Origin of the sequence: Micrococcus sp. M4NT (genome assembly GCF_033790745.1) — a bacterium.
In the GTDB taxonomy this organism is placed as follows: Bacteria; Actinomycetota; Actinomycetes; order Actinomycetales; family Micrococcaceae; genus Micrococcus.
In genome coordinates this window covers 190,764-209,008 of the sequence record NZ_JAMYEH010000002.1, presented here as the reverse complement: position 1 = coordinate 209,008, position 18,245 = coordinate 190,764, and the positions used below count along the sequence as shown (strand labels likewise).

Sequence of the window (18,245 nt, the reverse complement as noted above, 5' to 3'; positions counted from 1 at the left end):
GTCACCAGCCGCGCTCGGCCCACTCCGGCAGGTGCGGCCGCTCGTCGCCGAGCGTGGTCGAGTCGCCGTGGCCGGGGTGGACGTGCGTGTCGTCGTCGTAGACGTCGAAGAGGCGCGCGCTGACGTCGGCGAGCAGGGAGGCGAACCGCTCCGGATCCTTCTCCGTGCTGCCCACGCCGCCGGGGAAGAGGGAGTCTCCGGTGAAGAGCAGGGTCGCCTCGTCGGGGCCGGGCTCGTGGGCCAGGGCGATCGAGCCCGGGGTGTGGCCGCGCAGGGCGATCACGTCGAGCACGAGGCCGTCCACGGCGATCCGGTCGCCCTGGCCGACGGCCCGGTCGATCTGCACGCCGGACTCCTCGGCGATGGCGGCGGCGTCGTCGGCCCCGGCGTAGAGGACCGCCTCCTCGTGGGCCCCGGCGACCTCGGCGAGCGCCCGGACGTGGTCCCAGTGGCGGTGCGTCGTGACGATCGCCGCGAGCCAGGTCTCGCACGGGGTGTCGACGTCGGCCGAGGCCAGCAGCGCCTCGATCGCGTCCGCGTCGTCCGCGGCGTCGATCAGCACCTGTGCTCCCGTCGTCTTGGAGGTCAGGAGGTACACGTCGTTGTCCATCGCGGAGACGGAGCGGACGCGCACGGAGACTCCCGGCAGGTCGTGCAGGACGCGGTTCTTCGAGGTCGCGGGCATGCGGACCAGTGTGGCCGAAAGGCCCCGGAGGCGCCAGGGGCGGACCGGCCCGGACCGGAGAGCACCGACCCGGGCCGGGGCCCGGACCGGGGCTCGGACGGGGAACGACGGTCAGCGTCGGCGCGCCCGGGCGGGCCGGCTCCGCCGCGCGGGGAGTCCCCCTGCCGTGTCCGGTGCCCCGCCTACACTGGCCGGGTGCCGAAGAACACCGCCCCCACCCCGTCCACCGCCGCCCCCGAGTCCGCTCCCGGGCCCGCCGTCGAGCCGGAGCGTGCCGGGCTCGCGTCCGGCCACGGCCGCCTCGCGCAGGCCGGCGCCGAGCGGGACCGCATCGTCGTGAAGGGCGCGCGCGAGCACAACCTGAAGAACGTGGACGTGTCCATCCCGCGGGACGCCATGGTGGTCTTCACGGGCCTGTCCGGCTCGGGCAAGTCCTCCCTCGCGTTCGACACGATCTTCGCCGAGGGCCAGCGGCGCTACGTGGAGTCGCTCTCCTCGTACGCGCGCATGTTCCTGGGCCGTGTGGACAAGCCGGACGTGGACTTCATCGAGGGCCTGTCCCCGGCGGTCTCCATCGACCAGAAGTCCACCAACCGCAACCCGCGCTCCACGGTGGGCACCATCACCGAGATCTACGACTACATGCGTCTGCTCTGGGCCCGCGTCGGCGTGGCCCACTGCCCCGTGTGCGGGGAGCCCGTGAGCCGCCAGACCCCGCAGCAGATCGTGGACCAGCTCGAGGAGCTGCCCGAGCGCACCCGCTTCCAGGTGCTGGCCCCCGTGGTCCGCGGCCGCAAGGGCGAGTTCGTGGACCTCTTCGCCCAGCTGACCACGCAGGGCTTCGCCCGCGCGGTGGTGGACGGGGAGACGGTCCAGCTCTCCGACCCGCCCACGCTGAAGAAGCAGAACAAGCACACCATCGCCGTCGTGGTGGACCGCCTGGCCATGAAGGAGGGCATCCGCCAGCGCCTCACGGACTCCGTGGAGACCGCGCTGAAGATCGCGGACGGCCTCGTGGCGGTCGAGTTCGTGGACGTGGAGGTCGAGGAGCAGAAGGGCAAGAAGAACACGGGGGAGTGGGGCGGCAAGGACGCCGAGGGCAACCCGCGCTTCCGCACGTTCTCGGAGAAGCTCAGCTGCCCCAACGGGCACGAGCAGACCGTGGACGAGATCGAGCCGCGCTCCTTCTCCTTCAACAACCCCTTCGGCGCGTGCCCCGAGTGCACCGGCATCGGCTCGCGCCTGCAGGTGGACCCGGACCTCGTGGTCCCCAACGACGAGCTGTCCATCCGCGAGGGCGCGATCGTCCCGTGGTCGCTCGGCAAGTCCACCTCGGACTACTGGCTGCGCGTGCTCGGCGGGCTGGCCACGGAGATGCGGTTCTCGCTCGACGCCCCGTGGCACGCGCTCACGGCGGAGCAGCAGGACGCGGTGCTCCACGGCAAGGACTTCAAGGTCGAGGTGTCCTTCCGCAACCGCTTCGGCCGCGAGCGCCGCTACACCACGGGCTTCGAGGGCGTCCTCCCGTACGTGATGCGCAAGCACGGGGAGACCGAGTCGGACGGAGCGCGGGAGCGCTACGAGTCCTTCATGCGCGAGATCCCCTGCCCCGTGTGCAAGGGCGCGCGCCTGAACCCCACCGTGCTCAACGTGCTCGTGGGCGGCAAGTCCATCGCCGAGGCGACCGCCCTGCCCATGCGGGACGCCCTCGAGTTCCTCGAGGGGCTCACCCTCACGGACCGCCAGCGGCAGATCGCGGACCAGGTGCTCAAGGAGATCCTCGCCCGCCTCGCGTTCCTCCTCGACGTGGGCCTGGAGTACCTGAACCTCGAGCGCCCCGCGGGCACGCTCTCCGGCGGCGAGGCGCAGCGCATCCGCCTGGCCACCCAGATCGGCTCGGGGCTCGTGGGCGTGCTCTACGTCCTGGACGAGCCCTCCATCGGCCTGCACCAGCGGGACAACCGCCGGCTGATCGACACGCTGCTGCGCCTGCGCGACCTCGGCAACACGCTGATCGTGGTGGAGCACGACGAGGACACGATCGCCGAGGCCGACTGGATCGTGGACATCGGCCCCCGCGCCGGCGAGCGGGGCGGCGAGGTCGTGCACTCCGGCTCCCTCGAGGAGCTCAAAGCGAACACGCACTCCGTGACCGGCGACTACCTCGCGGGCCGGCGCTCGATCGCGGTCCCCGAGCGGCGCCGTCCCCTGGACAGGAACCGCAAGCTGACCGTCAAGGGCGCCCAGGAGAACAACCTGCAGAACGTGTCCGTGGACATCCCGCTGGGCGTGCTCACCGCCGTCACCGGCGTCTCCGGCTCGGGCAAGTCCACGCTCATCAACGAGATCCTCTACAAGGTGCTGGCCAACCGGCTCAACGGCGCCAAGATGGTGCCCGGCCGGCATCGCACGGTGGCGGGCCTCGAGCACCTGGACAAGGTGGTGCACGTGGACCAGAGCCCCATCGGCCGCACGCCGCGCTCCAACCCGGCCACCTACACCGGCGTGTTCGACGCGATCCGCAAGCTCTTCGCGGAGACCCCGGAGGCGAAGGTGCGCGGCTACCAGCAGGGCCGGTTCTCCTTCAACATCAAGGGCGGGCGCTGCGAGGCGTGCGCGGGCGACGGCACGCTGAAGATCGAGATGAACTTCCTGCCGGACGTCTACGTCCCGTGCGAGGTGTGCCACGGCGCCCGGTACAACCGCGAGACCCTCGAGGTGCTCTACAAGGGCAAGAACATCGCCGAGGTCCTGGACATGCCGATCGAGGAGGCCGCGCAGTTCTTCAGCGCGTACACCCGCATCTCGCGCTACCTGGACACCCTCGTGGACGTCGGCCTGGGCTACGTGCGCCTCGGGCAGCCGGCCACCACGCTCTCCGGCGGCGAGGCCCAGCGGGTCAAGCTCGCCGCGGAGCTGCAGAAGCGCTCCAACGGCCGCTCCATCTACGTGCTGGACGAGCCCACCACGGGCCTGCACTTCGAGGACATCCGCAAGCTGCTGCAGGTGCTGCAGTCGCTCGTGGACAAGGGCAACACCGTGCTCACCATCGAGCACAACCTGGACGTCATCAAGTGCGCGGACCACGTGATCGACCTCGGACCCGAGGGTGGGTCCGGGGGCGGCACGATCGTCGCCACGGGCACCCCGGAGGACGTCGCGAAGGTCGCGGAGAGCCACACCGGCCGGTTCCTCGCGGAGCTCCTGGCGTAGCATGACCCGATTCCCGACCACACGCTGAAGGGCGGAGACACCATGGCCACCTCGGAGCCCATCCGCCGGTCCGCGGCGGCGTTCCTGCGTCTGTCGTGCCGGCCGGAGGTGACCGGCCTCGAGAACGTTCCCGCGTCCGGGCCGTTCATCCTCGCCTCCAACCACCTCTCCTTCTTCGACTCCGTGATCCTCCAGGCGCTCGCCCCGCGCCCGGTCGCGTTCTTCGCCAAGGCGGAGTACTTCACGGGCGCCGGGCCCCGAGGCCGCGCCCAGAGGTGGTTCTTCGACGCCGTCGGATCGATCCCCGTGGAGCGCGGGGAGCAGGCGGCCTCCGTCGCGGCCCTGGACCAGCTGGTGGGCCTGATCGAGGCCGGCCAGGGCGTGGGCATCTACCCCGAGGGCACCCGCAGCCGCGACGGGCGCCTCTACCGCGGACGCACGGGCGCGGCATGGCTCGCGCTCACCACGGGCGCCCCCGTGGTCCCGGTCGGCCTGCGCGGCACCGAGGGCCTCCAGCCCCCCGGCACCAACGGGTTCCGCCCGCACCGCTTCACCCTCGCGGCAGGCGAGCCGCTCGACTTCGGGCACCCCGGCCGCCGGCACGCCCTGCCGCAGCGGCGCGAGGCCACCGAGGCGATCATGGCCGCGATCGCCGCGCTCTCCGGCCAGGAGCGCGTGGACACGTACAACGCCGCGCCGTCGTCGGACCAGGGCGCCCGTGGCTGATCCGTCCACCTACCGCCCCGCGCCGGGCGAGATCTCCACGTCCCCGGGCGTGTACCGCTTCCGGGACGCGGACGGCCGCGTCGTCTACGTGGGCAAGGCGAAGAACCTCCGGTCGCGCCTGAGCTCCTACTTCCAGGACCCGGCCCGGCTGGCCACCAAGACCCGCACCATGGTCTTCACCGCGGCCGCCGTGGAGTGGACCGTGGTGGGCTCGGAGCTCGAGGCGCTGCAGCTCGAGTACACCTGGATCAAGCAGTACCGGCCCCGCTTCAACATCATGTACCGGGACGACAAGTCCTACCCCTACCTCGCCGTGACCATGAACGAGCAGTTCCCGCGCGTGCAGGTGATGCGTGGGGACAAGCGGCCCGGCGTGAAGTACTTCGGGCCCTTCCACCCCGCCAAGGCCATCCGCGAGACCGTGGACCTCATGCTGCGCGTCTTTCCCGTGCGCACGTGCTCCGCGGGGGTGTTCCGGCGCGCGCAGGCCCAGGACCGCCCGTGCCTGCTCGGCTACATCGGCAAGTGCTCCGCCCCGTGCGTGGGGCGGATCAGCCCGGCCGAGCACCGCGAGCTCGCGCAGGACTTCTGCGACTTCATGGCCGGGGACGCGACCCGCTTCATCCGCGAGCTCGAGGCGGCCATGGGGGACGCCGTCGCGGACCTGCGCTACGAGGACGCCGCCCGCCTGCGCGACGACGTCGCCGCCCTGCGCCGCGTGTTCGAGCGCAACGCCGTGGTGCTCCCGGAGAACACCGAGGCGGACATCTTCGCCCTCCACTCGGACGAGCTGGAGACCGCCGTGCAGGTGTTCCACATCCGCCAGGGCCGCATCCGCGGCCAGCGGGGCTGGGTCATGGACCGCGTGGAGGACGTGGGGGAGGACGTCATGGTGGAGGAGCTGCTCAAGCAGGTCTACGGCGACGCCGCGGACACCGAGCGGATCCCCGCCGAGGTCCTCGTGCCCGTGATGCCGAGCGAGGCGGAGCAGCTGACCGAGTGGCTCTCCGGGCTGCGCGGGGCCCGGGTCTCCATCCGCGTCCCGCAGCGCGGCGCCAAGCAGGACCTCCTGGGCACGGTGCGCCAGAATGCGGAGATGGCCCTCGGCCTCCACAAGTCGCGCCGCACGGGGGACCTCACCGCGCGCTCGGCCGCCCTGACCGAGCTGCAGGAGGCCCTGGAGATCGCCGAGCCCCTGCTGCGCATCGAGTGCTACGACATCTCGCACTCGCAGGGCACCGACGTGGTCGGCTCGATGGTGGTCATGGAGGACGGCCTGGCCAAGAAGAAGGACTACCGCCGCTTCAACGTCACCGGTGAGGCAGCGCGGGACGACACCGCGTCCCTGCGGGACGTGCTGCGCCGCCGGTTCTCCCGGCTCGCCGCCGAACGCCGCGAGGGCGTGCCCCTGACGGGGCAGATCGCCGAGGACGGCGAGACCGGGTCGGAGGAGCGCCGGTTCGCGTACCCGCCCTCGCTCGTCGTCGTCGACGGCGGCGCTCCCCAGGTGGCGGCCGCGGCCGAGGTGCTCGCCGAGCTCGGCCTCGAGGACCTCCCCGTGGTCGGCCTCGCCAAACGGCTCGAGGAGGTGTGGCTGCCCGGGGACGAGTTCCCCCTGGTCCTGCCGCGCAGCTCCGAGGGGCTGTTCCTGCTGCAGCGCATCCGCGACGAGTCCCACCGGTTCGCCATCGCCGGCCACCGCTCCCGGCGGACGAAGGGCATGACCGCCTCCGCCCTGGACGAGGTGCCCGGCCTGGGCCCCGCCAAGCGCCAGGCGCTGCTCACCCACTTCGGCTCGACGGAGCGCATGCGGGCGGCCGGCGTCGAGGGGCTCACGGAGGTGGCCGGCATCGGACCCCGCCTCGCCGAGGCCGTGCACACGGCGCTGACGGCGTCGGCACCGGCGCCCGCAGACCCCTCTGTCGCGTCCGCCCCGGCGCCCGCAGACCCCTCTGTCGCGTCCGCCCCGGCGGATACAGTGACCCCATGACCGCTCCGAGTCTGCAGCCCGAGAAGCCCCCGTTCCCCGAGGTCGTCGTCATCACGGGCATGGCCGGCGCCGGCCGCACGACCGCGGCCCACGCCCTCGAGGACCACGGCTGGTACGTGGTCGAGAACATGCCCCCGCAGCTCTTCGTCACCCTCGCGGACCTCGTGGCCCGCTCTCCCGAGGCGTTCGCGCGCGTGGCCATCGTGGTGGACATGCGCTCCCGCACGTACGTGGAGGCGCTGTGGACCGCGCTCCAGCAGCTCGAGAACAACGGCGTGGAGTTCCGCATGGTCTACCTCGAGGCGGAGGACGAGGTGCTCGTGCGCCGCTTCGAGGCGGGCCGCCGCCCCCATCCGCTGCAGGGCAACGCCCGGCTCCTCGACGGGATCCAGGCGGAGCGGGAGGTCCTCGCGGACCTGCGCGCCCGCGCCGACGTCGTGGTGGACACCTCGAACCTGAACGTGCACGGGCTGGCCACGGAGATCACCCAGCTCTTCTCCGAGTCGGGCACCATCACCCTGCGCCTGAACATCATGAGCTTCGGGTTCAAGTACGGACTCCCCGCGGACGCCAACTTCGTGGCGGACATGCGCTTCATCCCCAACCCGCACTGGGTGCCCGAGCTGCGCCCGTTCACGGGCCGCGAGGAGCAGGTGTCGGACTACGTGCTGCAGCAGCCGGGCGTGCAGGAGTTCCTCTCCGCGTACACGGCGGCCCTCGTCCCCGCCTTCGAGGGGTACCGCCGAGAGAACAAGCACTATGCGACCCTCGCCGTCGGGTGCACCGGCGGCAAGCACCGCTCGGTGGCGGTCGTGGAGGAGCTGGCGCGCCGGCTGGCCCAGCGCCCGCACGTGAGCGTGCACGTGCAGCACCGGGACGTGGGCCGCGAATGACGTCCCCCCTCACGGGCCAGCTGCCCCTGCCCCCCGGATCCGGCGGCCGCGGGGGAGTGCGCACCCCGGGCGCCGCCCGCCCCGGCGTGCGGGTCACCGCCCTCGGGGGCGGCCACGGCCTCTACGCCTCCCTCTCCGCGCTGCGGCTCGTGGCGGGCCACCTCACGGCCGTCGTCACGGTGGCCGACGACGGCGGCTCCTCCGGCACGATCCGCAAGGAGATGGCGGTCCTGCCGCCCGGGGACCTCCGCATGGCGCTGGCCGCCCTGTGCGACGACACGGACTGGGGCCGCACGTGGGCGCAGGTGATGCAGCACCGCTTCCGCTCCACCGAGGTGCCCGCCCATGAGGCGACGCTGGACAACCACGCGCTCGGCAACCTGCTGATCGTCGCGCTCTGGGAGCTGCTCGGCGACCCCGTGGACGGGCTGCGCTGGGCCGGCGCGCTCCTGCGCGCCCACGGGGAGGTCCTGCCGATCTCCCGCACGCCCCTGACGATCGAGGGCGACGTGCTCAGCTCCGACGCCGAGGGCCGGCTGCGCACGCGGCGTGTCGAGGGGCAGGTGGCGCTGGCTCGGGCCGCGCTCGAGGGGCGCGTCACGGGCGTGCGCCTCAACCCTGCGGACGCCGTGCCCGCCCCCGAGGCGCTGTCCGCCATCGAGCTGGCCGACTGGGTCGTCATCGGCCCCGGATCCCTCTACACGTCCGTCCTGCCGCACCTGCTCATGGCGGACGTGCGGGCGGCCCTGAGCGCCACGCCCGCGCGTCGCCTGTACCTCATGAACCTGCACACCGGGACGCAGGAGACCACGGGCCTCACTCACGCCGACCACCTCGCCGTGCTGCACTCCCATGCCCCCGACCTGCGGCTCGACGTCGTGATCGCGGACGCGGACGCGGTCCAGGACCGTGCCGAGGTCGTGCGGGCCGCCCGCCGCATGGGCGCGCGCGTCGTCTTCAGTAGAGTGGGCAGTGCCCTCGACCCGCAGGTCCACGACCCGCTGCGCCTGGCCGTGGCGATCGACGAGGCCATGACCGACTGATCGCGTCGGCGGCGGCCGCCCATCCGGGCGCAGACCCCAGAAGGAGGCCGAGCGTGGCCCTGACCATGACCCTGAAGGAAGAGCTGGCGCGCGTGCCGGTGGGCTCGACGTCCGAGCGGCGGGCGGAGACCGCCGCCATGCTCCGGTTCGCCGGGGGACTGCACCTCGTCTCCGGCCGCGTGGTCATCGAGGCCGAGCTGGACCACGGGGCGAGCGCCCGCCGCCTCCGGGCCGCGATCACGGAGCTGTACGGCCACACGACCGAGATCGTGGTGGTCTCGGGCGGGAACCTGCGCCGGGGCCAGCGCTACGTCATCCGCGTGGTGCGGGGCGGCGGGGACCTCGCGCGGCAGTCCGGGCTGCTGGACCTTCGCGGCCGCCCCGTGCGGGGCCTGCCGGCGGTGCTCGTGAACGGCACCCGCGGGGACACCGCCGCCGTGTGGCGCGGCGCCCTGCTCGCCCACGGCTCGCTCACGGAGCCCGGCCGCTCCGCCGCCCTCGAGGTCACCACGCCCGGCCCGGAGGCAGCCCTCGCCCTCGTCGGCGCCGCGCGGCGCCTCGGCGTCGGCGCCAAGGCCCGCGAGGTCCGCCAGGCGGACCGCGTCGTCGTGCGGGACGGCGAGGGGATCGCGACCCTCCTGACGGCGGTGGGTGCGGAGCAGACCGCCACGCTGTGGCAGGAGAGGCGCGAGCGCAAGGAGGTCCGGGCCACGGCCAACCGGCTCGCCAACTTCGACGACGCCAACCTGCGCCGCTCGGCCCAGGCCGCCGTCGCCGCCGGGGCCCGCGTGGAGCGCGCCCTCGAGATCATCGGCGCAGACGTGCCGGACCACCTGCTCGAGGCCGGACGCCTCCGGATCGCCCACAAGGAGGCCTCCCTCGACGAGCTCGGCCGCCTCGCGGACCCGCCCATGACGAAGGACGCGATCGCCGGTCGCATACGCCGCCTCCTGGCGATGGCCGACAAGCGGGCCGCGGAGCAGGGACTGCCGGGGACCTCCGACACCGGATCCTGAACGCCGGATCCAGCGCACCGATCCCGAGTGCCGGATCCCGAGTGCCGGATCCCGAGTGCCGGGGCGGTGGGCCATGGCGCCGCAGGGCCCCGCGCGATCAGAATGGTGGCGTACGGAATACGCCGCCGAGAGGCGGAGTTCGCACCAGGTGACGGCCACGGGCGCCCCGCCCGCGGTCCCGCCGACGAAGGAGGAAGCATGACGGAGTACGTTCTGCCGGAGCTGGACTACGACTACGCGGCCCTGGAGCCGCACATCTCTGCGCGCATCATGGAGCTGCACCACTCGAAGCACCACGCCACCTACGTGAAGGGCGCCAACACGGCGCTCGAGAAGCTCGCCGCCGCCCGCGACGCCGAGGACTTCTCCGCCGTCAACCAGCTCTCCAAGGACCTGGCGTTCAACCTCGGCGGCCACACGAACCACTCGATCTTCTGGAAGAACCTCTCCCCGGAGGGCGGCGACAAGCCCACGGGCGAGCTCGCCGCCGCGATCGACGAGCACTTCGGCTCGTTCGAGAAGTTCCAGGCGCACTTCACCGCCGCCGCCCTCGGCATCCAGGGCTCCGGCTGGGCCGTGCTGGCCTACGAGCCCATCGGCGGCAACCTGGTCATCGAGCAGTTCTACGACCAGCAGAACGGCGTCCCCGTGGCGACCATCCCGCTGTTCCAGCTGGACATGTGGGAGCACGCCTTCTACCTGGACTACCAGAACGTGAAGGCCGACTACGTGAAGGCGGTCTGGAACATCGTGAACTGGGCCGACGTCCAGGCCCGCTTCGAGGCGGCCCGCTCCGGCGCCCGCGGCCTCGTCCTCCCGGCCTGACCCGCCCGGCCCCGCAGCGCGCAGGGCGGCGCGCATCCTCCTCCACGGAGGCGTGAGCGCCGCCCTTCGCCGTGTGCGGACGCAGGAACCCCAAGATCCCGAACCCCCAGAGCCAGATCGACAAGAGGGAACCCCATGACCAAGATCGCCATCAACGGATACGGCCGCATCGGACGCAACGCCGTCCGCGTGCTCCTCGAGCAGGGCCACGACGACCTCGAGCTGGTCGCGGTGAACGACCTCGCGAGTACGGAGGACCTCTTCTGGCTCACCAAGTACGACACCATCCTCGGCCGATTCCCGGGCGAGCTGGAGCTCACCGACAAGGGCTTCCGCATCAACGGCAAGGAGGTGGCCTTCTTCTCCGAGAAGGACCCCTCCGCGCTGCCGTGGGGCGAGCTCGGCGTGGACGTCGTGGTGGAGTGCACGGGCATCTTCACCACGGGCCCGAAGGCCAAGGCCCACCTGGACGCGGGCGCCAAGAAGGTCCTGCTCTCCGCACCCGGCAAGGAGGTCGACGGCACCTTCGTGATGGGCGTCAACGAGGAGGACTACGACTCGGCGTCCATGGACATCGTCTCCAACGCGTCCTGCACCACCAACTGCCTGGCCCCCATGGTCAAGGTGCTCAACGACGAGTTCGGCATCGTCGACGGCATCATGACCACGATCCACGCGTACACGGGCGACCAGAACCTGCACGACAACGTGCACACGAAGGACCGCCGCCGTGCCCGCGCCGCCGCGCAGAACATGGTCCCCACCTCGACCGGCGCCGCCAAGGCGATCGGCGAGGTCATCCCGGAGCTCAAGGGCAAGCTGGACGGCTTCGCGATGCGCGTGCCGACCATCACCGGCTCCGCCACCGACCTCACCGTCGAGCTGACCCGCCACGTGGAGGTCGAGGAGGTCAACGAGGCCTTCCGCAGGGCGGCCGAGTCCGAGCGCCTCAAGGGCCGCCTCGTGTACTCCGAGGACCCGATCGTCTCCTCGGACATCGTGACCTCCCCGGCCGCGTGCACCTTCGACGCTCCCCTGACGAAGTCCATCGGCCAGACCGTGAAGATCATCGGCTGGTACGACAACGAGTACGGCTACACGTGCCAGCTCATGGACATGGCGTCCCACATGGGCCGCCAGCTCTGACCTGCTGAGCACCCCCGACGGCCCGGCCCGGTGGCATCCCACCGGGCCGGGCCGTCTGCCTAGACTGACCACGTACGCGCACGACGCACCCCAGGAGGCCCGCATGACCGCCCAGACCCTGACTGACCTGCTCGAGGCCGGCGTCGCCGGACGCACCGTGCTCATCCGCTCGGACCTCAACGTCCCGCTGGACGGACAGACCGTCACCGACGACGGCCGCATCCGCGCCTCCCTCCCGGCCGTCAAGGCCCTCGCCGACGCCGGCGCCCGCGTCGTCGTGATGGCGCACCTCGGCCGCCCCCAGGGGGAGCCGGACCCGAAGTACTCCCTGAAGCCCGTCGCCGCCCGCATGGGCGAGCTGCTCGGCGTCCCCGTCGCGCTGGCCGAGGACGTCACCGGCCCCTCCGCGCGTGAGAAGGCCGCGGGCCTGGAGGACGGCCAGGTCCTCCTGCTCGAGAACGTCCGCTTCGACGCCCGGGAGACCTCCAAGGACGACGCCGAGCGCGCCGAGCTGGCCTCCGAGATGGCGGCCCTCGCGGGCGAGGACGGCGCGTACGTGGGCGACGCCTTCGGCGCGGTGCACCGCAAGCACGCCTCCGTCTTCGACATCGCCTCCCAGCTGCCCGCCCACCAGGGCCCGCTCGTGGCCGCGGAGCTCGAGGTCCTGACGCGCCTCACCGCCGACCCGGAGCGCCCCTACGTCGTGGCGCTCGGCGGCTCCAAGGTCTCGGACAAGCTCGCCGTGATCGAGAACCTGCTGGACACCGCGGACGTCCTGCTCATCGGCGGCGGCATGCTGTTCACCTTCCTCAGGGCCCAGGGCCACGAGGTCGGCGCCTCCCTCCTCGAGGAGGACCAGCTGGAGACCGTCCGCGGATACCTCGAGCGCTCGGGCAAGGACGCCGCCGAGATCGTCCTGCCCACCGACATCGTCATGGCCTCCGGCTTCGCGGCCGACGCCGAGCACGAGGTGCTGCCCGTCGACGCCCTCACCGCGGGGGCGCACGGCGCCGCCGCCCTGGGGCTGGACATCGGCCCCGCCACCGCGGAGGCGTTCGCGGAGCAGGTCCGCGAGGCGAAGACCGTGTTCTGGAACGGCCCCATGGGCGTGTTCGAGTTCCCCGCCTTCGCCGAGGGCACCCGCGCCGTGGCGCAGGCGCTCACGGACGTGACGCGCGACGGCGGCCTCTCTGTGGTGGGCGGCGGCGACTCCGCCGCGGCCGTGCGCTCCCTCGGCTTCGAGGACGAGGCCTTCGGCCACATCTCCACCGGCGGCGGCGCCTCCCTCGAGTACCTCGAGGGCAAGGAGCTGCCCGGCGTCAGCGCCCTGCAGGGCGGGACGGAGGCCTGAGCATGGCCCCGGCGCGCACCCCGCTGATCGCGGGCAACTGGAAGATGAACCTGGACCACCGCGAGGCGGTCACCCTGGTGCAGCGTCTCGCCTGGCTGCTGCAGGACGCCGGCCACGAGCAGGAGCACGTGGAGGCCGCGGTGTTCCCGCCCTTCACCGACCTGCGCGCGGTGCAGACCCTCGTCACGGGGGACCGCATCGAGCTCGCCTACGGCGCGCAGGACCTCTCCCCGGAGGACTCCGGCGCGTACACCGGCGACGTCTCAGGCGCGTTCCTGAGCTCGCTCGGCTGCGCCTACGCGATCGTCGGGCACTCCGAGCGCCGCACGATCCACGGCGAGGACGACGCCCTCGTGGCGCGGAAGGCCGCCGCCGCGCTGCGCCACGGGCTCGCCCCCGTGGTCTGCGTGGGCGAGGCCCTCGAGGTCCGGCAGGCCGGCCGTCACGTCGAGCACACCGTGGAGCAGCTGCGCGGCTCCCTCGCGGGGCTCACCGCCGAGGACGCCGCGCGCGTCGTCGTCGCCTATGAGCCCGTGTGGGCCATCGGCACCGGCGAGGTCGCGAGCGCCGGGGACGCCCAGGAGATGTGCGCGGCGCTGCGCGCGGAGGTCGCCCGCATCCACGGCGACGACGTCGCCGCCGGGATGCGCCTGCTCTACGGCGGCTCGGTGAAGTCCTCGAGTGCCCCCGAGCTGCTCGCCCAGCCGGACGTGGACGGCGCCCTCGTGGGCGGCGCCAGCCTCGACGCGGACGAGTTTGCTAGGATCGTCCGGTTCGACGCGGCCGCCTGAGCGGGCGCGCGGACCAGATGACCTTCGGAGCCGGTCCCGGTGCGTGACGCCCGGGGCCGGGCCGTGACCCTAAGGAGCGGACCGTGGACGTCCTGACCCCCATCCTGCAGATCCTCGTCGTGGTGCTCAGCGTGGTGATCGTCCTCCTGGTGCTCCTGCACAAGGGGCGCGGCGGCGGCGTGTCGGACATGTTCGGCGGCGGCGTGACCACGTCGATGAGCTCCTCGGGCTCCGCGCAGCGCCTCCTGACCCGCGTGACGGTGGCATCCGTGGTCCTGTGGGGCGCGTCGATCATCGCCATCGGTCTCATCGGCCGCCTCAGCATCGACTCCTGAACCCCGGCCCGGCCACGCCCCGCCGAGGCGAGGACCCCGCGATCCGCCATGGATCGCGGGGTCCTGTCGCGTCGGGAGCCTCGCGTGTCCGGGGCCGCCGAGCTCCCCGTCAGCGCTCGCTCGCCTGCACCGCGGAGAGGTCGGCGAGGGGCAGGCCCTCGTGGAGCACGGCGCCGAACACCTCGTCCGGGTCCAGGCGGCGCAGCTCCTCGGCCAGGCAGTCCTGGTCGGAGCGGCGGGGCAGCGCGATGCGCTGCACGGGGCGGCCCTGCTGGTAGAGCCGGGCCACCTGGGACTGCGAGCGTGAGAGGACGACGTCGCCCTCGGGGCGGCGCAGCCGCACGGACCGGATCCCGCGCCCGACCTTGGAGTGTGCGATGGTCACGGGGATCCGCAGGCCAAGCGTGAGCCATGAGGCCAGCAGGAGCGTGCTGGGGGAGTCCGGGGCACCGTCCACGCTCACGGAGGCCAGGCTCCGCGCGTCGAGGTTGTCCAGGATCCCGGCCACCTGGATGCGCCACAGCGTCAGGCGGGTCCAGGCCAGGTCCGTGTCCCCGTCGCGGTGGCCGGCGCGCAGGTCCCACAGCGCGGACTCGGCGTGGGCGGAGGCGCCCGAGTCGGTGATGCGCCGGTGGGCGAGGCGGCCCAGCGGCGTGGCGGAGGGCACCGCGGGCGGCAGGCCCGGCCACCACGCCACGATCGGGGCGTCGGGCAGCAGGAGCGCCCCCACGAGGGACTCGTCGGCCTGCGCGTTGTCCCCGGTGCACCACAGGATCACGACGTCGGACGCGCCGGCGTCCCCGCCCACGCGGATCTCCGCGTCGAGGCGGGTCGGCGCAGCGGGGTCGCCGAGCGCGAGCACGATGATCCGGCAGGGATGCTCCAGCGAGGCCGCGTTGGCGGCCTCGAGGGCGGACTCGATGCCGGCGTCGTCGGTGCTGATCACGAGGGTGAGCACGCGGCCGAGGGCCACGACTCCGCCCTTCTCCCGCAGGCGGGTGAGGCGCTTGGCCACGTGGGAGGTGGTGGTGTCCTGCATGCTGATCCTCACGGCCGCCTCCATGCTCGTCCGTCGCGGGCCATGAGGGCGTCCGCCGAGGGCGGACCCCACGTCCCGGGCGCGTAGGGCTCGGGCTGCGCGTCGAGGGAGGCCCAGTGCTCCTCGAACGGGTCCACGATGCGCCAGGACTGCTCCACCTCCGCCTGCCGCGGGAACAGCGGAGGCTCGCCCAGCAGGACGTCCAGGATGAGGCGCTCGTAGGCCTCGGGGGAGTCCTCGGTGAACGCGTGGCCGTAGCCGAAGTCCATGGTCACGTCGCGGACCTCGGACTGGGTGCCGGGCACCTTGGAGCCGAAGCGGATGGTCACGCCCTCGTCCGGCTGCACGCGGATGACGATCACGTTCTGCCCGTACTCGTCCCCGACGTGCACCGGGAACAGCAGGTGCGGGGGCTTCTTGAACACGACGGCGATCTCCGTGACCCGCCGGCCGAGGCGCTTGCCCGCCCGCAGGTAGAACGGCACGCCCTGCCAGCGGCGCGTGTGGATGCCCACCTTGAGGGCCGCGAAGGTCTCCGTGGTCGAGGCCGGGTTGAACCCCTCCTCGTCGAGGAAGCCCGTGACCTTCTCCCCGCCCTGCCAGCCGCTCGTGTACTGGCCGCGGGCGGAGGCCGCCTCGAGCCCGGCGGGCGTGTCCGGCACCTGCACGGCGGCGAGGACCTTCTCCTTCTCCGCGCGCAGGTGGTCGGCGTCGAAGGAGATGGGCTCCTCCATCGCGGTGAAGGCGAGCAGCTGGAGCAGGTGGTTCTGGATGACGTCGCGGGCCGCGCCCACGCCGTCGTAGTAGCCCGCGCGGCCTCCGATGCCGATGTCCTCGGCCATGGTGATCTGCACGTGGTCCACGTGGTCTGCGTTCCACAGCGGCTCGAAGATCCGGTTGGCGAACCGGAAGGCCAGGATGTTCTGGACCGTCTCCTTGCCGAGGTAGTGGTCGATCCGGAACACGGCGTCGGAGGGGAAGACGCGCTCGATCACGGCGTTGAGCTCCTGCGCGCTGGCCAGGTCATGGCCGAACGGCTTCTCGATCACCACACGCCGCCACGGGCCGTCGGCCGGCTGGGAGCGGTCCGCGAGGCCCTGGTCCGCGAGGTGGCGGGAGACGGCCTCGAACCAGTCCGGCGGGATCGAGAGGTAGAACACCGCGTTGCCGGCGGTCCCGCGGGTGGTCTCGAGCTCCGCGAGGATGTCCCGCAGGCGTGCGTAGGCCTCGGCGTCGTCGAACGCGCCCGAGACGAACCGCAGCCCCCCGCGGAACTGGTCCCACACCGTCTCGTCGAACGGGGTGCGGGAGGCCGCCTCGACGCAGGCCCGCACGTAGTCCGCGAACTCGTCGTCGGACCAGTCACGGCGTCCGAACCCCACGAGGGAGAACGAGGGCGGCAGGAGGCCGCGGTGGGCGAGGTCGTACATGGCCGGCAGCAGCTTCTTTCGCGCGAGGTCACCCGTCACCCCGAACAGCACGAGCGAGGACGGCCCGGCGATGCGGGTCAGGCGGCGGTCGCGCGGGTCGCGCAGGGGGTTGGACGGGCGGCCGGCGCGCACGGGGAGCTCAGCGGCCACGGGCGGCGTCCCGCAGGGCGGCGATCCCGGCGGCGCGCCGGGGCAGGTGCACCGTGATCACGGGGCGCCCGAGCGCGCGCAGCACGTCGGCGTCGCCGGAGGCCTGCGCGGCGATCAGGCGGCCGAGGGAGAACGGGCGGTCCGGGACCTCCACGTCCGTCCCGGCCGCGCCGGTGACCTGCAGGAACACTCCCGTGGCGGGGCCGCCCTTGTGGTACTGGCCGGTGGAGTGCAGGAACCGCGGGCCCCAGCCGAAGGTCACCGGACGCCCGGCGAGCGCGGCGAGCTCCGAGCGGATCCCGGCGAGCTCGGCGTCCGCGTGGCGCGAGAGGTAGGCCTGCACGGCCAGGTAGCCGCCCGGCGGGATGAGCCCGACGACGGCGCCCAGGGCCGAGCGCAGGTCCGCGGACTCCGTGACGGCGGCGGGGCCCGAGACCTCGACGCCCTGGAGCACGGCACCGGACTCCGCGGGGCCGGCCGGTGCGTCGAGCAGCGCGCGGGCGGCGGCCTTGGCGGCCTCCACGTCCGGCTGGTCGAACGGGTTGATCCCCAGCAGGCGGCCGGCCACGGCGGTGGCCACCTCCCAGGTGAGCATCTGGGCGCCGAGGGAGCCCGAGACGCGCAGGCCGTGGGCCGGGGCGTCGTCCTCGGGGACGTCGGCGCCGACGATCTGGACCTGGAGGAGGTCACCCGCGGCGGAGACGGTCTCCGGGTCGCCGGGGGCCACGACGACGGGCAGCAGGCCCGTCCCGTCCTTGCCCGTGGACTCGGCGAGGAGCTGCTCGGCCCAGTCCCCGAAGCCGGGGAGGCCGGAGCCGAGGTCGGAGATCACCAGCTTGTCGCGCAGCGGGCTCGTGCCGCCGATCGCGGCGCCGAGCCGCAGCCCGGGGTTCTCGACGTCGTCCGCGGTGAGCAGGCCTGCGACGGACTCCGCCTCGTCGAGGAGGGCGGCGACGTCCGCGCCGGCCAGGCCCGCGGGCACGAGGCCGAACGCGGTGAGGGCGGAATAGCGCCCGCCCACGGTCGGGTCGGCCGTGAAGACGGCGCGGTAGTGGGCGGCCTCGGCAGCCTCGTGCAGGGGCGAGCCCGGATCCGTCACCACCACGATCCGCTCGGCGGGGTCGACGCCGGCCTCGCGCAGCGCGCGCTCCACGATGCGCCGCTGGGAGTCGGTCTCGACGGTGGAGCCCGACTTGGAGGAGACCACCAGCACGGTCCGGTCCAGGTCACGGCCGATCACGTCGGCCACCTCGAGGGGGTCGGTGGAGTCCAGCACCTCGAGGGGGACGCCGGCGGCGGCCGCGATGACCTCGGGGGCGAGGGAGGAGCCGCCCATGCCGGCGAGGACCACGCGGGTCAGGCCCGCGCGGCGCAGCTCGGCGGCCAGGGCCTCGACGTCCGCCACCACGGCCCGCGCGTCGGCGAACGGCGAGATCCAGCCCAGGCGACGCGCGGCCTCGTCCCGGGCCTGCTCGCCCCACAGGGTGGCGTCCTGGGCGCCGAGGCGGGAGGCGACGCGGTCCTCCAGGAGGGCGGGCAGGTGACGGTCGATCGCCTCGAGGGCGGATCCGGTGGCGGTCAGGCCGAGCGTGCTCATGGTGGTCCTTCCGGG

General features: G+C 73.1%; 15 protein-coding genes. 11 read left to right on the top strand and 4 right to left on the bottom strand.

Annotated features, from left to right (window positions below; all coding sequences use genetic code 11):
* Window position 1: 1 nt before the first annotated feature.
* The gene (locus NJC10_RS02415; protein WP_319074351.1) at window positions 2–685 is read right to left on the bottom strand and encodes an MBL fold metallo-hydrolase; all 684 of its coding nucleotides are present in this window, start codon (window positions 683–685) and stop codon (window positions 2–4) included.
* A 195-nt stretch (window positions 686–880) separates the two neighbouring features.
* Between NJC10_RS02415 and uvrA the strand changes: the two genes are divergently transcribed.
* The 11 genes from uvrA to secG all read left to right on the top strand — a co-directional run bounded on the left by uvrA (window position 881) and on the right by secG (window position 14,014).
* The gene (gene uvrA, locus NJC10_RS02410; protein ID WP_413466369.1) at window positions 881–3,898 is read left to right on the top strand and encodes an excinuclease ABC subunit UvrA; all 3,018 of its coding nucleotides are present in this window, start codon (window positions 881–883) and stop codon (window positions 3,896–3,898) included.
* A gap of 42 nt (window positions 3,899–3,940) precedes the next feature.
* Window positions 3,941–4,624, top strand: a complete 684-nt coding sequence (locus NJC10_RS02405) for a lysophospholipid acyltransferase family protein (protein WP_298710275.1) — start codon at window positions 3,941–3,943, stop codon at window positions 4,622–4,624.
* Entirely contained in the window at window positions 4,617–6,614 is a 1,998-nt protein-coding gene (gene uvrC, locus NJC10_RS02400) for an excinuclease ABC subunit UvrC (protein ID WP_319074349.1), read from the top strand. Before NJC10_RS02405 ends, uvrC begins: the two co-directional genes overlap by 8 nt.
* Complete coding sequence (rapZ, locus tag NJC10_RS02395) at window positions 6,611–7,507, top strand: RNase adapter RapZ (protein WP_319074347.1); 897 nt, start codon at window positions 6,611–6,613, stop codon at window positions 7,505–7,507. The genes uvrC and rapZ overlap by 4 nt, the downstream gene beginning before the upstream one ends.
* A complete protein-coding gene (locus tag NJC10_RS02390) occupies window positions 7,504–8,550 on the top strand; it encodes a gluconeogenesis factor YvcK family protein (RefSeq protein WP_319074345.1) in 1,047 nt (348 codons plus the stop codon). Before rapZ ends, NJC10_RS02390 begins: the two co-directional genes overlap by 4 nt.
* Before the next feature lie 53 nt (window positions 8,551–8,603).
* Window positions 8,604–9,566: a DNA-binding protein WhiA gene (gene whiA, locus NJC10_RS02385; RefSeq protein WP_319074343.1), complete on the top strand. Its 963-nt coding sequence runs from the start codon at window positions 8,604–8,606 to the stop codon at window positions 9,564–9,566.
* Window positions 9,567–9,764: 198 nt separating this feature from the next.
* On the top strand, window positions 9,765–10,391 hold the full coding sequence (locus NJC10_RS02380) for a superoxide dismutase (RefSeq protein ID WP_319074342.1): 627 nt from the start codon (window positions 9,765–9,767) through the stop codon (window positions 10,389–10,391).
* Window positions 10,392–10,526: 135 nt separating this feature from the next.
* Entirely contained in the window at window positions 10,527–11,537 is a 1,011-nt protein-coding gene (gene gap / locus NJC10_RS02375) for a type I glyceraldehyde-3-phosphate dehydrogenase (RefSeq protein ID WP_319074340.1), read from the top strand.
* Window positions 11,538–11,640: 103 nt separating this feature from the next.
* Window positions 11,641–12,888, top strand: coding sequence for a phosphoglycerate kinase (locus NJC10_RS02370; RefSeq protein ID WP_319074339.1), 1,248 nt, complete (start codon window positions 11,641–11,643; stop codon window positions 12,886–12,888).
* A 2-nt stretch (window positions 12,889–12,890) separates the two neighbouring features.
* Window positions 12,891–13,679, top strand: coding sequence for a triose-phosphate isomerase (gene tpiA / locus NJC10_RS02365; RefSeq protein ID WP_319074338.1), 789 nt, complete (start codon window positions 12,891–12,893; stop codon window positions 13,677–13,679).
* Between the two features lie 83 nt (window positions 13,680–13,762).
* A complete protein-coding gene (gene secG / locus NJC10_RS02360) occupies window positions 13,763–14,014 on the top strand; it encodes a preprotein translocase subunit SecG (RefSeq protein ID WP_248117010.1) in 252 nt (83 codons plus the stop codon).
* 109 nt (window positions 14,015–14,123) lie between these two features.
* Here secG and NJC10_RS02355 read toward each other — a convergent pair whose 3' ends face one another.
* From NJC10_RS02355 to NJC10_RS02345, 3 genes are read right to left on the bottom strand one after another with little or no spacing between them, the layout of a single operon-like run.
* A complete protein-coding gene (locus NJC10_RS02355; RefSeq protein WP_298710257.1) occupies window positions 14,124–15,065 on the bottom strand; it encodes a glucose-6-phosphate dehydrogenase assembly protein OpcA in 942 nt (313 codons plus the stop codon).
* Complete coding sequence (zwf, locus tag NJC10_RS02350) at window positions 15,062–16,633, bottom strand: glucose-6-phosphate dehydrogenase (RefSeq protein WP_319074337.1); 1,572 nt, start codon at window positions 16,631–16,633, stop codon at window positions 15,062–15,064. Before zwf ends, NJC10_RS02355 begins: the two co-directional genes overlap by 4 nt.
* The gene (locus NJC10_RS02345; RefSeq protein ID WP_319074336.1) at window positions 16,623–18,230 is read right to left on the bottom strand and encodes a glucose-6-phosphate isomerase; all 1,608 of its coding nucleotides are present in this window, start codon (window positions 18,228–18,230) and stop codon (window positions 16,623–16,625) included. The genes zwf and NJC10_RS02345 overlap by 11 nt, the downstream gene beginning before the upstream one ends.
* Window positions 18,231–18,245 lie beyond the last annotated feature (15 nt).

Coding starts and splice junctions, on each gene's coding strand:
- NJC10_RS02415 (WP_319074351.1), bottom strand. CDS start 685: ATGCCCGCGACCTCGAAGAACCGCGTCCTGCACGACCTGCCGGGAGTC.
- NJC10_RS02405 (WP_298710275.1), top strand. CDS start 3,941: ATGGCCACCTCGGAGCCCATCCGCCGGTCCGCGGCGGCGTTCCTGCGT.
- rapZ (WP_319074347.1), top strand. CDS start 6,611: ATGACCGCTCCGAGTCTGCAGCCCGAGAAGCCCCCGTTCCCCGAGGTC.
- NJC10_RS02390 (WP_319074345.1), top strand. CDS start 7,504: ATGACGTCCCCCCTCACGGGCCAGCTGCCCCTGCCCCCCGGATCCGGC.
- NJC10_RS02380 (WP_319074342.1), top strand. CDS start 9,765: ATGACGGAGTACGTTCTGCCGGAGCTGGACTACGACTACGCGGCCCTG.
- gap (WP_319074340.1), top strand. CDS start 10,527: ATGACCAAGATCGCCATCAACGGATACGGCCGCATCGGACGCAACGCC.
- NJC10_RS02370 (WP_319074339.1), top strand. CDS start 11,641: ATGACCGCCCAGACCCTGACTGACCTGCTCGAGGCCGGCGTCGCCGGA.
- tpiA (WP_319074338.1), top strand. CDS start 12,891: ATGGCCCCGGCGCGCACCCCGCTGATCGCGGGCAACTGGAAGATGAAC.
- NJC10_RS02345 (WP_319074336.1), bottom strand. CDS start 18,230: ATGAGCACGCTCGGCCTGACCGCCACCGGATCCGCCCTCGAGGCGATC.